We start from the raw sequence: 17,480 nt of genomic DNA, 5'->3' as shown, positions 1-17,480 counted from the left end.
GTGTCTATTAAGATCAAAAGGTATTTGAATACTGAATGACGACAGACTAGTCTTATCGTGCCATAATTAAAAGCACATACAGATTATAGATTTGATAAATTTTTCTTATGACAAATCCACAGTGGTTACACACCTTTAGCGTGCTAGTCGAGAAAGGGAATTTCACCCGTACCGCCGAAGCTATAGGTATCACCCAAGCGGCTGTGAGCCAGCATATCAGTCGCTTAGAAGAAACATACGGCACACTGTTTTTACGCCGCCCCCGCCAGCTTGAAATCACTCCCATAGGGGAAAACCTGCTGACCTACGTTAAAGAAGTTGAATGCGCGCAGAAACGCCTACAACAAAAACTTATCCATGATGACGCCAATGCCGGTGATATTAGCCTTATCACTCCAGGTAGCATTGGTTTAACGCTTTTTCCATTATTAATCGAATTACAACAAGCCTGTCCGGCGTTAAGCATTCGCCACCGTTTTGCACCTGATAGTGAGATAGTGGCCTCAGTGTTGGCCAATGAACATGAAATCGGCATGGTCACCTTAAAACCTTCCGATCCTCGTATTCACAGCACACATTTTACCGAAGAGCCGCTTGAACTTGTAGTACCGGCGAGCCATAAACAACATGAATGGACTGATTTACAACGGCTAGGGTTTATCTCCCATCCCGATGGTGAGGCCATGGCGACTCGGCTGCTTAGCCGTAAATATCCAACTCACCCCGGTATTCAAGAGATCCCCTGCAAGGGATTTACCAACCAAATCAGCCTTATTCTCGAGCCTGTCGCAAAAGGGCTAGGATTTACGGTTATACCGCAATACGCCCGCAAAGCCTTTGAACGACAAGAAGATATCTATGTTGTGGAATGTGGCAGCCAAGTTGTAGACACCATTTGGCTTATCCACCGCGCGGAATGGCCCTTGTCACGCAGGGCCCAAAAAGCGATCACATTTTTAAAGGGGAAAATATAAAACCCCATTAAAAAATGGGGTTCGACACACAAGTTGCGACACAGGAATAGTCAGCGTTAGCAACGGATACATAAGACTCAGAGACTATTGATTAATATCCAATTCATTATGGATCAATACCACGCACTGTGAAGCAAACAACATCTTAGGCCCTAGGCTAATCTTTTGCGCGCCAAGTCGTTTCAAGGTATTAAAACTTTTCTTCGGCATAGGAATATGATCGGTCAGCAAAAAGCACGGATTCCCCACAAATTCTTGCTCACGGATTGAAGTGCCCTTCCTATCCATCATAAACAATTGATAATCCACCGCGAGGTCCTGTACCAACTTTTCAAAACTGATAGTGCTAACACTGATGCCCTCGTCAACAACACGGGTTTGCTCCTTCGTCATGCCCCGAGAAATATCTAAGGCTTTGGCAATTTTAGTGAGCAAAGCTTGCTCGTGAAAACCACCAATATGGCAAATATTTCGAGTATCGAAGCAAATAGTGCGAGAAAAATCATGGGTACTTTCTAGCACCAAATAAACGACAACATCGTTTCGATGGGACTGAGCCACAAAAATAGTGTTCATCAGGGTATGAGCTAAAATCTCGGTATGCGCCTCTTGGCCGACAGAAGCCAAAAACAACTGACTGTCAGTAGGTGCTGATCTTGCTCGTAAAACAAACGCGCGCATAGGTAAATGTCCTACTCAATAATGTCTTAAATGCTAAATGGCGGATGCATATAATTTGTGAAATTAACGATTTCACCTTAAAAATTTTTGCCTTTTGCCTTTTGCCTTTTGCCTTTTGCTGTGCCAAAGCCAGCCTAATCACTCGAACTTGAACCTTAGTCGCAAGCAGCGTTAGTCATATCAGCAGCGAAAAGGTATAAAAAACAAAACCCGTATAGCAATGCTAACACGGGGTTTTGTTTAACTTAACTGCTGGTTATTTTAATGATTAAAACAAACTAAACTTAAGCATCTAATTTGGTCGGTATGAGAGGATTCTAACCTCCACCCCCTGACACTCTATAACAGTGAACCGTTTAATCATAACCTGCTAAATTTAAACATAAATAATGTAATTTTGCACGTTTTAATTACCTCAACAATTTATGTACACTTACACGCAAATGCGATATCAAGGCTACAAGTACAACAAATTAAGCGTATTCAAACAAAATAACATCCCATTAGTTGTAATCAATATCGGATAACAACCAAAGGGATCTAGGGAATACCTACAATCCCTGCATTTTCCCGATTCAGCAATGTACTCTAGCGTGGTGACCATACGTGCAGGAATCACTAAGCACGTCACCGTTCATATAGATAACTCCAGTATCAGGACATAGTTAAGGGGAGCCTTAACTTGCCTTAACAGGCCAAGACAGAACGAATATTGTTCCTCCATGGCCCGATGGCTGGCAGACCACGTGGCCGCCGTGAGCTTCAGCAATTGTTTTAACCACTGCGAGGCCGAGCCCACTGCCACCACTTTTTCGAGAGCGAGACGGATCAATTCGGCGAAATGCCTCGAATATGTAGCTTGCTGCTTCATCAGGAATACCAGGGCCTTCATCTTCTACGGTTAGATAACAACTTGCTCCCACGCTGTAAAGTCTTACAGTCAAAGTGCCAGGATCAGCATGCTGGCGTGCATTTTCCAGCAGCGCCATCAGCGCCTGACATATTCGTATAGCATCACAGTAAACTTTAAGTCTTGTATCGAGTTCCTGCTTCAGTATGAGTCCCCTAGCGTCTAACACCGCCGCGAAAGTCTCAATCACCGCACTAAGTTCCTCGGCTAAACAGACCTCATCCCGCTGTAACTCTAGATGACCACTGTCATTAAGGCTCAGCACTCGTAAATCTTCGATCAGGTGATTAAGGCCTTCTACCTGGCGTAACAGTCCCTCGAAGAGCTCACTGCTGGGGCTAAAAACACCTTCCGCTAATCCCTGCAACCGACCACGCAGAATGGTGACTGGGGTACGGAGTTCGTGAGCGATTGCCGCGTTCCAAAACTCCCGTTCGCGAGTCATATACTCTAGGCGCTCGGCCATAGCATTAAAGTCACTCACCAGTTGCGCCGTCTCCCCCATCGCATGTTGGTCCATTCGCGCACGCGCGTTGAGCTTGCCTTGGGCGACTTCGCGTAGGCTATATGCCACAGAGTTAAGAGGAGTAAGAATGCGCCGTGACAGGCGAATGGCAACAAATAGCGCCATCCCCAATGCGGCTATGATAGTGCAAACTATCCATAGCATTTCCATCTGAGAAGGCATCCAGGTTTCAGATATACTGCCTGGCAGGTAGGCCACTGCAATGGCATAGAATACATAGGAGCCAAACACTGACAGGAAAATGATGCCTAATGTCATTACCGCTAGGGACTGGATAATTTGCCTGCGCAAACCCGGTGTTTGCCTCATACTTCACCACCAAAGCGATAGCCAATCCCCCAGACACTGAGCGGCACTCCTTGAATATCGAGGGCTTCAAGCTTTTTACGTAGCTTACTGATATGACTGTCTACCGTTCGTTCCTGAGTATCGCCCTCAGGCAAGCAATTAATTAACAGCTCCTCACGACTAAAAGCACGTTTCGGTGTACGCATCAAGCAAGCGAGCAGTTTGAACTCGGTCAAGGTCAGATCCAGTGCCTGCTGCTGACCGTTACAGATTACGCTAGCCTCGTGGCTGTCTAAGTCGATTTGGAACTGGCCGACGCGCAACATTTGGGTATTTATAGGCGTGTTAGTGCGGGCGCGTCGCAGTACTGCCTGCACCCTAGCCACCACCTCGGCGGGATTGAATGGTTTAACCACGTAGTCGTCAGCACCGAGGCGTAACCCCATTAATTTATCGATATCCTGATCAAGTGCGGTAAGCATGATCACCGGCGTGTCACCACGGGAGCGAATTTCATTCAGTACATTCCAGCCATCGAGATTCGGCATCTGTACATCGAGCAGTAATAGATCGGGCTTAAATATTTGGTGCATGGCTAGCGCTTGGATACCATCGATAGCATGTTGAGTTCGCAGCCCACTACGCTGCAAATAAGCGATAAGGATATCGGCAATCTCTGCTTCATCCTCTGCAATTAATACCAGTGCCGAAGTCATAGAACTTACGGGTGCATTGAGATTAGCCATGGATTGCCCCCAACGTTAAAATTGCTGAACTTTATCATCCCCTCCATACATTCTCCACAATGTCTCGAATAATTCGCAATAGTGACTCGTCATAATTCAGCATTAGTTCTCTAGCGTTTGATAAAACGCCATTAGTGAGATCGCTGTACATTGAGGAGAGTAGATTATGTGCATCAAACAGCGGCACTTAAGCTTTGTGTTAGTAGTAGCAATTGCCGTGTTGGGATTGGTAGGTTGTGATTCAGCGGTACAGGATGAAGAGACAACTGCTCCGGTTCAAGTGTCAGTGATGACATTAAAAAATGAAGAACTATTGGTGACTAAAGATCTGCCCGGTCGTGTCGCTGCGGTTCGTAGCGCTGAGATCCGCGCGCAAATTAACGGCATAGTGCAAGGTCGTCTATTCGAACAGGGCGCCGAGATAACATCTGGCACTGTGCTGTTTCAAATAAATCCAGCGCCATTTAAAGCGGATGTTGATATTGCTGCAGCAGCGTTACAGCGTGCCGAAGCTGTATGGGTTCGGGCTCGTCAAGAAGCCGATCGCTTAGCCTCTTTGATACAAACCAAGGCCGTCAGCCAACAAATGCATGACGATGCTATTTCCCTGCGCGATCAGGCTGCCGCAGATGTAGCCCAAACCAAAGCGACGCTGGCACGGCGTCAGTTAGATCTACAGTTTGCCAGCGTAGAGGCACCCATCTCCGGACGTATAGATGAAGCATTAGTGAGTGAAGGTGCATTGGTCTCACCCACCGATGCCACACCCATGGCGAGGATCCAACAAATCAACCAAGTGTACGTTGATGTACGTCTTCCAGCATCAATGCTGGAAGCGATGCGTCAGCTGGCAAGCTCAGGGCTCCCAGAGTTAGCTGTTGAGATCCTAAGCAGTGGTGGCGAGCCTCTTGGCATGCAAGGGCATATCTTATTTTCAGGTATTCAGGTAGATGCAGGTACAGGCGATGTACTGCTGCGCGTGCTGGTAGATAACCCGCAGCATCGTCTGTTGCCCGGTCTCTTTGTAAAAGCTCGCATTCCACAAGCTTACTATCCTACGACTCTGAACGTGCCTCAGCAGGCAGTGACTCGCAAGGCTGGTCAATCCCAAGTGTGGGTGCTTGATGAGCAAGCTAAAGTGCAACCTGTGGCCGTTAAGGTCGATGAATTGGTGGCAGGTCGCTATCACGTAGTATCCGGCCTTAGTGCTGGGCAGCAGATAGTTGTTGAAGGTATCGAACGCCTAAGCCCTGCAGCACAAGTGAATGCGCGACCTTGGCAACCCTCTGTCGTTCCTCAGCAACTTAGCGCCGTCGTGCGCTGAATTTGGAGAAGTCGCCATGCCCCAGTTTTTCATCAACCGCCCAGTATTTGCTTGGGTGATAGCCTTATTTATCGTACTGATTGGCGTCATCGCCATTCCAAAATTACCCATCTCCCGCTACCCATCAGTGGCACCCGTGTCGGTGAGCATTTATGCCGCTTATCCTGGAGCCACGCCACAGACACTTAATGACTCTGTAGTAAGCCTTGTCGAACGTGAACTATCGGGGGTAAAAAACCTACTATACTTCGAATCATCAGTTGACAGCTCGGGCAGTGCACAAATCACCGCCACCTTTAAACCGGGCACGAATGCTGAAATGGCCCAAGTGGACGTGCAAAATCGTATTAAGGCTGTCGAACCACGCCTACCTCAAGTTGTACGACAGAGCGGTCTGCAGGTTGAGTCGGCCGCTTCAAGCTTTTTGATGATGATTGGTATGACATCTCCAAACGGCCAATTCGACGAAATCGCGCTAAACGACTATTTAGCACGCAATATTGTCGAGGAACTGCGCCGAATCGACGGTGTTGGTCGCGTGCAATTATTCGGTGCCGAGCAAGCCATGCGCGTCTGGGTAGACCCGAATAAACTCACCGCCTATAGTCTGACAATGAACGACCTTGCTATCGCTATTGAGCAGCAAAACGCACAAATAGCCCCAGGGCGACTCGGTGATGAACCTGTCTTACAGGGACAACGACTGACGGTCCCCCTAACAGTGCAAGGACAACTCAGCACACCCGAGGAGTTCGCTGCTATCGTCCTACGTGCCGGTGCCGATGGCGCAAAATTGGTGCTCGCAGATGTGGCTCGGGTCGAGCTTGGCGCTCAGTCCTATGGTTTTTCTAACCGTGAAAATGGTGTGGCGGCGACCAGTGCTGCTATCCAGCTCTCGCCAGGAGCCAACGCTGTACGCACAGCTTCTGCGGTACGTGAACGTCTAGCCGAACTGGCGCTGAGTATGCCTGCTGGCATGAGCTACTCAGTGCCATTCGATACCGCCCCCTTCGTCAAAGTGTCTATCGAAAAAGTAATCTATACCCTGTTTGAAGCTATGGCGCTGGTATTTATGGTGATGTTCCTGTTCCTGCAGAACCTGCGCTACACACTTATACCAGCTATCGTCGCGCCCATAGCGCTACTCGGAACCTTCGCGGTGATGTTACTGGCAGGCTTCTCAATCAACTCGCTGACCATGTTCGGCATGGTGCTGGCCATTGGCATTATTGTTGACGATGCTATTGTGGTGGTGGAAAACGTTGAGCGACTGATGGCTACCCAAGGACTGTCGCCGCGGGAGGCAACCTCACAGGCGATGAAGGAAATTACCGGCGCGGTGATCGGTATCACGCTAGTGCTGACCGCCGTATTCATCCCCATGGCCTTCGGTAGCGGCTCAGTGGGAGTGATCTATCAACAATTCACTTTGTCGATGGCGGTGTCTATTCTGTTTTCGGCCTTCCTCGCACTGACCCTAACGCCAGCACTATGCGCCACGCTACTGCGCCCAGTTAGTGCTGATCACCATCAAAAAGGCGGTTTCTTCGGAGCCTTCAACCGTGGATTTGAACAACTCACCGCAGGCTATAGTGCACGCGTAGCACGATTGGTTGGACGCAGTGGACGTATGATGGCGGCATTTGCCGTACTCTGCGCAGTGCTGATCCTCGCTGCAGGGCAATTGCCGTCGTCCTTTCTACCAGAAGAGGATCAAGGCTATTTCATGACCTCCATCCAATTACCCACAGGCGCTACCAGCGAGCGCACGCTGGATGTGGTCAAAGCCTACGAGGCGCACGTCGCATCGCGCCCAACGCTGGATGCAAATATGGTAGTGCTGGGCTTTAGCTTTGCAGGCTCCGGCCCCAATGCAGCCATGGCCTTCACTATGCTCAAAGATTGGGATCAGCGTAATGGTGCTACGGCTGCCGAAGAAGCGGCACTGGCGCAGCAAGCTATGGCTGATAACGTCGAAGGCACAGTGATGACCATGATGCCGCCAGCCATTGACGAGCTGGGCACATCCTCAGGTTTCACTCTGTTCCTGCAGGATAGATTCAATCGGGGCGAGGCTGCATTGATAGCTGCACAGGCACAATTGCTGGCACTGGCTGTGCAGAGCGAGGTGGTCAGCGATGTCTACCCAGATGGCCTGCCGCCCGGTGAGAGCATTAGCCTGAATATCAATCGGTCAAAAGCCGAGGCTATGGGTCTGTCCTTCGCCGCGGTCAGCAGCACACTTTCGGCGGCCATGGGATCACTGTATGTCAATGATTTCCCAAATAATGGACGTATGCAGCAGGTCATACTGCAGGCCGACGCTACGGCACGAATGCAATTGGACGACGTGCTCAGCCTGCGCGTGCGTAATTCAAGTGGTGGCATGGTGCCTCTACGGGAAGTAGTGACGGCTGAATGGAAAGAGTCGCCACAGCAAATGATGCGCTTTCAGGGCTTCCCGGCTATGCGTATTTCCGGGGGCGCGGCAGCAGGCGTTTCCAGCGGCGCAGCGATGACCGAGATGGAACGCTTAGTGGCGCAGTTGCCACAAGGGTTCGCAGTAGCGTGGACGGGGGCATCATTGCAAGAGCGCCAATCGGCGGCGCAGGCACCGTTGCTAATGTTGCTGTCCGCTCTGGTAGTATTTCTGGTACTCGCTGCGTTGTACGAAAGCTGGTCGATCCCACTTTCGGTGATGTTGGTCGTGCCGCTGGGTCTGCTGGGCGCGGTAACGGCAGTAATATTGCGTGATATGCCTAACGATGTGTTCTTCAAGGTGGGAATGATCACCATCATCGGTCTATCGGCAAAAAATGCTATCCTCATCGTCGAGTTCGCCCGCCAATTGCATGCCGAGGGCCATACGCTGATAGATGCTGCAGTGACCGCAGCACGCTTGCGTCTGCGTCCAATTTTGATGACCTCATTGGCATTTACTCTCGGAGTAGTACCCTTAATGCTTGCGAGCGGCGCCAGCGCCGAAACTCAGCATGCAATCGGTACTGGCGTATTCGGTGGCATGCTCAGTGGCACCTTGCTGGCAATATTCTTCGTACCGGCGTTTTTTGTCTTTGTCATCGGCACACAAGAGCGCTTGAGTGCCTGGCTTGCGCGGCACAATACTGCCAAATAGCCTCACCCGCTTTGATGCTCTGTAGGAAAGTCTAACAACACAATCCTATTGAGCATTAAAGCTGATCAATATATGTGTAATAATTTTAAACGTTGGAAATGTAGGTTCAGTGATAGTAATCGTTACTGCGTATCCGGCTTAAGGTTCCGACGTTCAAATCTGTAATTGGTTCTCTAAGAAATGGTGCGATGCTGGACTCGCCTACAGTGTATTATTCGATTCATGGAAAGAGTAAGTATATTTCGCCAATATTCCCGCGCGATCTAAAAAGATGAAGCCATCGAAAAGTGAGCAAAATCCATCGAATCTAATTCTGCCGAAAAATAAAAAAGAGAGGCTACATTAGCCTCTCAAAAAATAGCAGGGGAGCACTTTAACTCAAGCAATAATTTTATTGCTAATATTTACGATGAATAAAACTTGAGATGTTGTGAGAGACAATAACGAGTCTCTCACTGATTTAGCGTTACTTTGTATTTAGAGCATGTTTAGCAGCATTTGTCCCAGCGATTTTACCGAAAATCACAGTATCAGCGACAGCATTACCACCCAGTCGATTATACCCATGAACACCACCGGTCACCTCTCCCGCCGCAAATAAACCTTTGAGCGGTTGGCTTTGTATATCGAGTACTTCAGCTTTAGTGTCAATGGCAACTCCCCCCATAGTATGATGGATGCCAGGAGCAACTTTTACGGCATAATAAGGAGATTTTTCTATTGATAGCGGCATCTGCTCACGGTTAAATGCCTCATCTTTACCCTGTTTGAAATAATGGTTGTAGTTTGTGATAGTTTTGTCTAAAACACTTGGGGTCATTCCTGTTATTTTTGCAAGCTCTGCAACAGTATTGGCCTTTTCAAGCATTTCTAAATGATCATACCCCTGAACCATTTTAGCTTTTTTATATAATTCATTATCAAATACTAGCCAAGCATATTGTTCAGGTTGTTTTAGAATGGCATCAGAGGCTTTATCTCGAGTCGTTAATTCATTGATAAAGCGATTGCCTTCTTTATTAACCATTATGGCCCCGACACCTCGAACCGTTTCTGAAATTAATATACGGCTATCTTTTCCTACTGTTGGATGCGTCTGGATCCAATCAATATCAGTCATACTTGCACCGACTGCTTTAGCAAGTTCAATACCATCCCCAGTTGAAGTGATATTATTTGAACTTGTCATGCCTTTAAATGTAGGGCGATAAAAAGCAATCATTTCTTTGTTAAACCCATAACCACCTGTGGCTAAAACAACCGACTTAGCTGCAACCATATAGTGACCAGAGTGCTTACCGTGGATGACAACACCCACAATTTTTTGTTCATCATCAACAACCAATTTAACAACTTTGGAGTTGAGTCTTGTATCAACCCCTTCTTTATCCGATGCTTTTCTTAGTACATCAATAATATGTGGACCAACACTTAAACCACCAGATGGACGATGTGTTCTATCGACTCTAGCGCCGCCAGAGCGTTTTAAATCATCCATATTGGCGCCTAAAGATTCTAACCATTTAATGCCATCAGCCGATTGCTCCGCTAATATTTGTACCAATTTAGGGTCGTTAGCATTTCGACCGCCTTTCATTGTATCTTCGACATACCATTCGATTTTATCATCGACTTTATGATCTTTTTGCTGAACTGTACCCACAGCATTATACCCGCCTGCGGCGAGCATAGAGTTACCACCACTAAATGGTGCTTTATCAAGCAATATAACGTTAGCCCCCGCCTTTTTAGCTGCAATCGCAGCATTAAACCCAGCACTACCGGCTCCAACAACAATCACATCCGTTGTTTCTTTAGGACCTGCAGCTATCGCTTTATTTATTGCTTCATTATCCCAACCTTTGTCCCACGGTTCTTTGGATTTTGCTTTATTAAAAGGCATGTCGAGCCCTTTAAATGAATGACATTCATTACAATATAATTTTGGTTGTTCATGTCCTTTATGACAAGACGTACAATTAATATCACCTAAGTGTGAAGAATGTGGGTCAATTTCTAGTTTGGGATTTGCTAGTTTTCCATAATCACCATGGCAGGATTTACATTGTTTATTTTCAAATGTCTCGCTATCGCTCACTTTATTGGGGGCTGTATGGCAGGTTTTACAACCATTAACATCTTTATGGAATGATGCTAAATCATTTTTATTATCAGCAGCCCATGATGACGCCGTTAAAATCGAACAGACAATAATACTCAAGTATTTTATCTTCATGCAATTCTCCAGTTTTTATTTTGGTAAGATTTGGCGTGATGATAGCTTCTTAATTTTTTTAAATAGTGACATTGAGCAATGAATTGAAATTATTAAATATAACTTAACACACTTTAAGTTATGCTTAACTCGATGTTTTTGTTGATTAGATGTGATCTAAAGCGGAGATGTGTTTGCTTAAATCTCTAATATGGCATTGCTTTTACATTCTAAAAAGGTGATGTCGATGAAAAATTCTAAATATATTGGTTTTAGTTTTATTTTAATTTGTTCAACTCCAGCTTTATCTGAGCCACTAGATTTTTATGGAAGACTGTGGCTTGGTGTGGCCAACTCAAGTAATGGTCTTTCTGGTAACGAAAAAGTTGATGGATTTTCCCTTGAAAATTATGCATCATATTTAGGCGTTAAAGGTGAGTATAGTGTATATGATAATTTTAGCTTGTTATATAAATTTGAAGCAGGGATAGAAAGCTTTGATAACGATGATTCTAATATTTTCAAACCGAGAAACTCATACTTAGGTTTTAAAACTAACTATGGTTCAGCTGTTTTCGGAAGAAATGATACCGTTTTTAAAAGTGCTGAAGGTAAAGTGGATTTATTTAATATTACCTCAAGCGATATGAATATGATCATTGCAGGTAACGATAGATTAGGCGATTCGGTAACATTAAATAGCACTAAGGTCGCAGGTGTTACTATGGGTATTAGTTATGTTTTTGATAAGGATTTTAATCAAAAAAATCCAGAACTTTCTGATAAACAAAACAATTATGCAATTAGCTTTTCCCTAGGCGATGCTGCACTTAAAAAGAATAGTCACTATATTTCAATAGCCTATGCTGATGGATTGAATCAGTTAGAGGCAACAAGACTGGTGGGTGGTGTTGCTATTTCATCCGTAAAATTGGGGGCTATGTACCAGCGCTCTGAGTCAAGTATTTATGATAATATTAAAGGTAACTCCTACCTGTTAAGTATGGTTATTCCTATTAATAAATATGATATAAAATTTCAATATTTAAAAGATGATGCTGGGCTGGGTAAAGTGACAAAAAATGCCGGAGCAGATCTAAAAACACTAAAAGAGAGTGATGCAAGTCAATATTCAGTAGGCGTTGATTTTAAGGCTCAAAAGGATTTGACTTTTGGGGTAGGTATTTCCTATTTTGATGGTGACTATACTGACGTCAAAGGACATACTGAGTTTGATGACACTCTCATTTTTGTATCTACAAGATATCTATTTTAACCTCTATAGATAAAGCGGCTACATAGCCGCTTTATAAAAATCAGATATTTATCATGTTAATTATTTATCGTTTTAAACTATTATACTGCTAGTATAACTGATTTTTCCCTCGCGGAGCACAAGATGCGGATAACATTAAGACAATTGATGATCTTTAAAGCCATACATTCTGAGAGACAGATCTCAAAAGCGGCAAAAGTGCTTCATATGTCAACGCCAGCTGTAAGTATGGCACTTAAAGAATTAGAAGGGTCTTTAGGCTGTAGATTATTTGAGCGAGTAGCGGGAGGTTTGGTTGTAAATGCGCATGGAGAAATAATATTACCTTATGCTAATGAAATGCTATCCAAGGGAAAAGAGTTAGAAAATATATTTTCATTCCCTGAACATGGCATTAAGGGGACGTTAACCATTGGGAGCAGTAAGACTGCTGGTAACTATGTATTATCTAGAAAAATTCCATTATTTAAGAACCAATATCCCGATGTAAAAATAAAACTAGTCATTGATAATAGTTTAGTTATTGAAAAAATGGTTTCAGAAAAAGAACTAGACTTAGGCTTTATTGATGCTAAACCCGCGAGTAAAAATCTCATTTGTGAGCATTGGTTACAAGATAATCTTTGCATTGTGAGTGGTGTAACTCATCCTGCTGCAAATGGTTTAAATACAAAATCTTGGCTTAGTGAACAATTGTGGATATTCGACCATGAATCATCGTTCTCTCGAATTCGTGCAATTCAGTTATTAAAAAGCTTAAATATCCACGTTCGTGATGAAATCTGCATGTCAACCATTGGCTCTATTAAAAGGGCAATTGGAACAGGTATAGGTTTGAGTGTATTACCCCTATTAGCGATTGACGCTGAATTAGCAAGAAAAGACCTTATTTTATTACCTGTGGATGGATGGGATTATAAACGAACTTATTGGTCAATTCAGCGTGAAGGAGAAGAATTATCTGCATTAAGCATGAGTTTCCTAGCCTTTAGTAAGCTACTGTAAAATACAACAATGTATACCAGCTATTCTTACTAGGTGAATTAAATTGATATCATCAGATCTTGGAATAGGATTTTTTTTAGTCTTTTTACTATGTAGTTTATTTTATACACACACATCCTCTATTACACTTTTTAAGCAAATTTATCGTATTTTTCCACTGATGCTAATGTGCTACGCCTTACCTGCCATCTTTAGCTCGCTAAATATTATTGATGCAAGTCATAGTCAACTTAGCGAAATGGCAAAAACACACTTAATGCCCGGTTGTTTATTTTTGCTGATTTTAGGTACCGATTTCTTTGCTCTCAGTTTAGTGGGAAAAAAACTTCTCGGTATGTACGTACTAGGTGCTGTGAGCATCTGTATTGGTGGTCCATTAAGCCTATGGTTAGCTCTATATTTTTTCCGAATGAACTCGTCTGGCAGGGAGATAATGCTGCTTGGAAAGGCATGTCAACACTAATGGCAAACTGGCTTGGCGGAACCGCCAATCAATTGGCTGTAAAAGAAATCCACAGTGTCGGTGATGCCGTATTTGCGGTAATGATGGCTATTAATATTCTTTTTTCCGGTATATGGATGGTTATATTACTTTTCATTGCAGAACGCCAAGATAAAATCGATGATTTCCTGAAAGCTGATAAAAGCTATAGACCGATATTTTGCACTGACATCAAACGTAAAGTGATAGGAAAACAAACAGGCTATTATTGGATTCTGATATTGAGCTTGACTTTTTTCATTGTAATTCTCTTTAGTGAAAGATTATCATCCTTCCTTGCAACAAGAATCGTTAATAGTTTCCCACACTTATTTAAATACAATCTTACTTCTGATTTTTTTTGGTCAGTATTAATTACAACTTTTTTAGGATTATTATTTTCATTAACAAATGCAAGACATGTGTTAGTCAAGGAAACTCAGCAGATAGCTCTTTTTTTAATCTATATCATGATAATGTTGATGGGGTTGAACTTTGATATTAGCGCATTGAGCGCCGCGCCCTATTACGTTTGTATCGCTCTTATTTGGTTCTCTATACACATTATTATCTTATTTATTTTTACTGTTTTTTTCCGATTACCTATCATGTACTTCGCGATCGCGAGTCAGTGCAATATTGGTGGTGCTGCTTCTGCACCAGTTATCGCCAGTGCTTTTCACCCAAGGCTGGCTTCCGCTGCTTTATTGATGGCAGTTTGGGGTTATACTTGGGCGTCTTTGTTGGCATGGTATTTTGGTTTTTTAATGCAGTTTATTCAACCATAAGATGGGAACAAAAAGTGTGGCCAACTAATTTTTTTGCTCCCAATAAATGCCACTCCAGAATCTTCAAAGCACTACCCAAAGCTTTCAGCAAAATTCAATTTAACGATACAACTTATCCATTACCCCCCCAATCAATCAAACCTCGGGGTGATTCAACACTGGGATAAAGTCGCAGCTACGCGCAGCCTGCCCATATTTATTATGTTTTTTCATGATTCAAACTTGAGACACTTTACCATACATATACCTAAGTCTTTTGGTATGACTAAAATGAATTTAAAATCGCACTAAAATAAAAAAGCCTGCAAACGATTAAGTTTGCAAGCTTTTTAACTCTTATAAAAAGAGGAATTTGGTCGGTATGAGAGGATTCGAACCTCCGACCCCTGACACCCCATGACAGTGCGCTACCGGGCTGCGCTACATACCGAATTTTTAAGTATATTGCATACCTGTGCTGACTTAGCTAAATATTGTTTAGCGTTAATCTTTACGGTTTTTGCTCAATTACTTATTACCTAAGATACTGTTTATGGGGTTTATCTTAAGCGAGGCAGAACTGTAGCAATTGCCTCGCAACTGCGCAAGGGCTTCATTACATCTCTTTGATCGACTGCTTAGTTTATGTTCTGAATGACACAATTTTCGTCGATAACCGTTCGGAAATGGCCTCATCCATTAGCTATACGACTCGTCAGCCTGTTACTGACCAGAATTCAGCCTATGTTTGCCTAGATAAAGCGGTGGCACTATTCGTCGTCTCAATAATTCATCCCAATAATTCGTTTCTTTAATCCGTTCCCAGAATCAGTTTCTACAAATTCATTTCTGTTATGGTTTTATATTGGGGGCTTCAATTGAAGCTCTGGGATAGAGGCATTGGGTTTATTTGTGCCATAATCACAGACAGTTAACACAAGCAAATTTTCAAAGGGACTTTTCTTTGCATTTACCCGCCTTCCAAACCGCCCATCTCAGACTGGCCATTATTCTGGGTGTATTCGGCTTAGTCCTGAATCTTTTTCCCATCCCTTTATTCGCTAATGTGCAATTGATTCTCGGCAACGTGGCCGTTGTGATAGTGGCAATACTCTTAGGACCTTGGTATGCGTTGATCACCGCCCTATTTACCGCAACGGGACTCATGATCGTGTGGTCGAGCCCGCACGTGTATTTACTGTTTTTACTCGAAGCATTATGGCTTGGTTTTGCAAGGCGCCGAGATATTCAAATACTCTATGCCAGTGTGAGTTATTGGGTGTTATTGGGGATCCCGCTGTTAGCTATTTATGTGGCTGTCATTGCTAAAATGCCCGCCAGCCACATTCCTTTTACTGCGATAAAACAAGCCGTTAATGGCATGATTTACGCTGCAATTGGTGAACTCTGTGTGGTTGCTATTCCAAGCCTATGGCATTTTAAAGGCAAGCTGACCAATCTTAACCGACGCACTTTTAGCTCGCAGCTCAGTTACTTGTTCACCTTAATCATTACTGTGAGTTTATTAGTTTCGTCATTAGCATTTAATCACTTTTTCATTGATAAACAACAGGTGTTGATTAATCGCAATCTGGACGATACGGCAACTCATTTGAGCCATGCAACCGACAACTACCTCGCTTACAACACCCAAGTCATCGCTAGCACGGCCAAGTTTTTGAGTCTGTCGAACGCTGGCATCAATGAGTGGCAGGCATTGCTATCGAGCATACACGATAGCAATCAAGGCTTTAAAACTATGCTGATTGCGAATGAACAAGGCAATTTGCTCGCTGCCAGTCCAATGGCCAATATTGTGAACTTAGATCGCCTAGCAGAAATCCCTTCTGTGATGGATAGGGAATACTTTATCCAAGCGTTTTATAACCATAAAACCTTTGTATCACCCGCATTTATCGGCAGAGGTTTTGGTAATGACGTAATCGTTGCCATCAGTGCCCCTATTTTTAGTCCAAATGCTCCCAATCAAGCCAGAGGGATAGTCGAAGGCAGCTTAGATTTACGCTATTTTTCCAGCATAGATAAACAAAACCTGCACCATGAGCAGCAATCTATTTTACTGACCGATGAGAACAATAATCTGATTTATGCCTCCGAGGGGTTAGGACTCGCACCGTTCACCCCCTTGTCATTCAGCAAAGGCAGCGAGATATATCGCGCCCGGCTTCAACTGATGAACCTGCATAATCTAGACTCAAATACCCCTGAGTACATCTATGCCCAGCATAAGTTAAACAATGGGTGGCAACTCTATGTTTTAGAACCTTTTGTGCCGCTTTTAAAACTGGCTGAACGCCAATATGTCAACACGGTAATTTTGCTGTTTTGCTCCTTAGTCGGTGCCTTTTTTATTACTAAAGCCATCAGTAAGTTACTGACCGAACCTCTATCCCTTTTAGCGCAGCATTTCGGTCCCGCTAAGCAAGAAAAAGTCAGTGACGAGAAGTTTGAGCATGATCTACTCGATAAAAGTACCCCTAAAGAGATCTATAGCTTGTATGAAAGTTTGGCCTCAAACCAGCAAACCTTACTCGAACACCAACAAGAACTTGAACAAAAAGTACAGCAGCGCACCCAAGATTTAGAGGCCGCTAATGTGAAATTAAAGGATTTAGCCGAGCGCGATCCGCTGACGAATCTCTATAATCGCCGTTATACCGAACACCAATTCCCGCTCATCCAACAGATGTGTGAACGGGGTCAAGATGCTATGACACTTGCCATAATGGACTTAGACCACTTCAAACAAATCAATGATACTTATGGTCATTTAGGCGGCGACGAGTGTTTAAAAGTGGTTGCTAAACTCTTAACGTTACTCTTCAAACGGGATATTGATTTAATCTCGCGCTACGGCGGCGAAGAGTTTTTGCTGATTTTGCCTATGTGTAATGCCCTGAAAGTCGAAGCACATCTTAATGAATTTAAACAGCAACTCGCTGATACTGTGATCATCAATCCGCAGGATAATCGAAGCTTCAATGTCACGGCGAGTATTGGCGCTGTGATTGCCAATGCCACCTATAGCGACTCTTTAGAGCACTGGCTTAAGCAAGCCGACAATAACTTGTATCTAGCAAAGGAACAGGGGCGTGATCGAGTGGTTTGCAGCCTGATTGTTTAACTGGCG

General features: G+C 44.2%; 12 protein-coding genes and 1 tRNA gene. 8 read left to right on the top strand and 5 right to left on the bottom strand.

Translation table 11 applies throughout. From position 1 onward, the window contains the following. Nucleotides 1-107 precede the first annotated feature (107 nt). The gene (locus tag AAA952_RS02490) at nucleotides 108-974 is read left to right on the top strand and encodes a LysR family transcriptional regulator (RefSeq protein ID WP_338254100.1); all 867 of its coding nucleotides are present in this window, start codon (nucleotides 108-110) and stop codon (nucleotides 972-974) included. A gap of 84 nt (nucleotides 975-1,058) precedes the next feature. Here the strand turns inward: AAA952_RS02490 and trmY are convergent, their stop codons facing one another. The 3 genes from trmY to AAA952_RS02475 all read right to left on the bottom strand — a co-directional run bounded on the left by trmY (nucleotide 1,059) and on the right by AAA952_RS02475 (nucleotide 4,125). Then, complete coding sequence (trmY, locus tag AAA952_RS02485; protein ID WP_338254098.1) at nucleotides 1,059-1,655, bottom strand: tRNA (pseudouridine(54)-N(1))-methyltransferase TrmY; 597 nt, start codon at nucleotides 1,653-1,655, stop codon at nucleotides 1,059-1,061. 677 nt (nucleotides 1,656-2,332) lie between these two features. Next, entirely contained in the window at nucleotides 2,333-3,400 is a 1,068-nt protein-coding gene (locus tag AAA952_RS02480; RefSeq protein ID WP_338254096.1) for an ATP-binding protein, read from the bottom strand. Beyond that, on the bottom strand, nucleotides 3,397-4,125 hold the full coding sequence (locus AAA952_RS02475; protein WP_338254094.1) for a response regulator: 729 nt from the start codon (nucleotides 4,123-4,125) through the stop codon (nucleotides 3,397-3,399). The genes AAA952_RS02480 and AAA952_RS02475 overlap by 4 nt, the downstream gene beginning before the upstream one ends. Before the next feature lie 166 nt (nucleotides 4,126-4,291). On the opposite strand from AAA952_RS02475, the gene AAA952_RS02470 reads away from it, so the two are divergent. Together AAA952_RS02470 and AAA952_RS02465 are read left to right on the top strand one after the other, a co-directional pair. Next, on the top strand, nucleotides 4,292-5,449 hold the full coding sequence (locus tag AAA952_RS02470; RefSeq protein WP_338254092.1) for an efflux RND transporter periplasmic adaptor subunit: 1,158 nt from the start codon (nucleotides 4,292-4,294) through the stop codon (nucleotides 5,447-5,449). Between the two features lie 16 nt (nucleotides 5,450-5,465). Beyond that, nucleotides 5,466-8,585, top strand: coding sequence for a multidrug efflux RND transporter permease subunit (locus AAA952_RS02465; RefSeq protein WP_338254089.1), 3,120 nt, complete (start codon nucleotides 5,466-5,468; stop codon nucleotides 8,583-8,585). 466 nt (nucleotides 8,586-9,051) lie between these two features. On the opposite strand, the gene AAA952_RS02460 is transcribed toward AAA952_RS02465, so the two are convergent. Beyond that, nucleotides 9,052-10,821 carry a flavocytochrome c gene (locus AAA952_RS02460; RefSeq protein WP_338254087.1) on the bottom strand — a complete coding sequence of 590 codons (1,770 nt, stop codon included), beginning with the start codon at nucleotides 10,819-10,821 and terminating at the stop codon, nucleotides 9,052-9,054. Between the two features lie 226 nt (nucleotides 10,822-11,047). On the opposite strand from AAA952_RS02460, the gene AAA952_RS02455 reads away from it, so the two are divergent. From AAA952_RS02455 to AAA952_RS02440, 4 genes are all read left to right on the top strand, one after another. Then, entirely contained in the window at nucleotides 11,048-12,076 is a 1,029-nt protein-coding gene (locus AAA952_RS02455) for a porin (RefSeq protein WP_338254085.1), read from the top strand. A gap of 123 nt (nucleotides 12,077-12,199) precedes the next feature. Further along, nucleotides 12,200-13,081, top strand: a complete 882-nt coding sequence (locus AAA952_RS02450) for a LysR family transcriptional regulator (RefSeq protein ID WP_105252710.1) — start codon at nucleotides 12,200-12,202, stop codon at nucleotides 13,079-13,081. A 160-nt stretch (nucleotides 13,082-13,241) separates the two neighbouring features. After that, nucleotides 13,242-13,544, top strand: a complete 303-nt coding sequence (locus AAA952_RS02445; protein ID WP_338254246.1) for a DUF819 family protein — start codon at nucleotides 13,242-13,244, stop codon at nucleotides 13,542-13,544. Beyond that, the gene (locus tag AAA952_RS02440) at nucleotides 13,532-14,350 is read left to right on the top strand and encodes a DUF819 family protein (RefSeq protein ID WP_338254082.1); all 819 of its coding nucleotides are present in this window, start codon (nucleotides 13,532-13,534) and stop codon (nucleotides 14,348-14,350) included. The genes AAA952_RS02445 and AAA952_RS02440 overlap by 13 nt, the downstream gene beginning before the upstream one ends. Nucleotides 14,351-14,703: 353 nt before the next feature. Here AAA952_RS02440 and AAA952_RS02435 read toward each other — a convergent pair. Next, nucleotides 14,704-14,780: transfer RNA gene (locus AAA952_RS02435), tRNA-Pro, on the bottom strand. A gap of 459 nt (nucleotides 14,781-15,239) precedes the next feature. Here AAA952_RS02435 and AAA952_RS02430 point away from each other — a divergent pair. Further along, on the top strand, nucleotides 15,240-17,474 hold the full coding sequence (locus tag AAA952_RS02430; RefSeq protein ID WP_338254079.1) for a diguanylate cyclase: 2,235 nt from the start codon (nucleotides 15,240-15,242) through the stop codon (nucleotides 17,472-17,474). The last annotated feature ends 6 nt before the right edge of the window (nucleotides 17,475-17,480 follow it).

This window comes from Shewanella sp. M-Br, assembly GCF_036245925.1.
Classification (GTDB): domain Bacteria; phylum Pseudomonadota; class Gammaproteobacteria; order Enterobacterales; family Shewanellaceae; genus Shewanella; species Shewanella oncorhynchi.
This window is presented reverse-complemented; position numbering and strand designations above follow the sequence as displayed.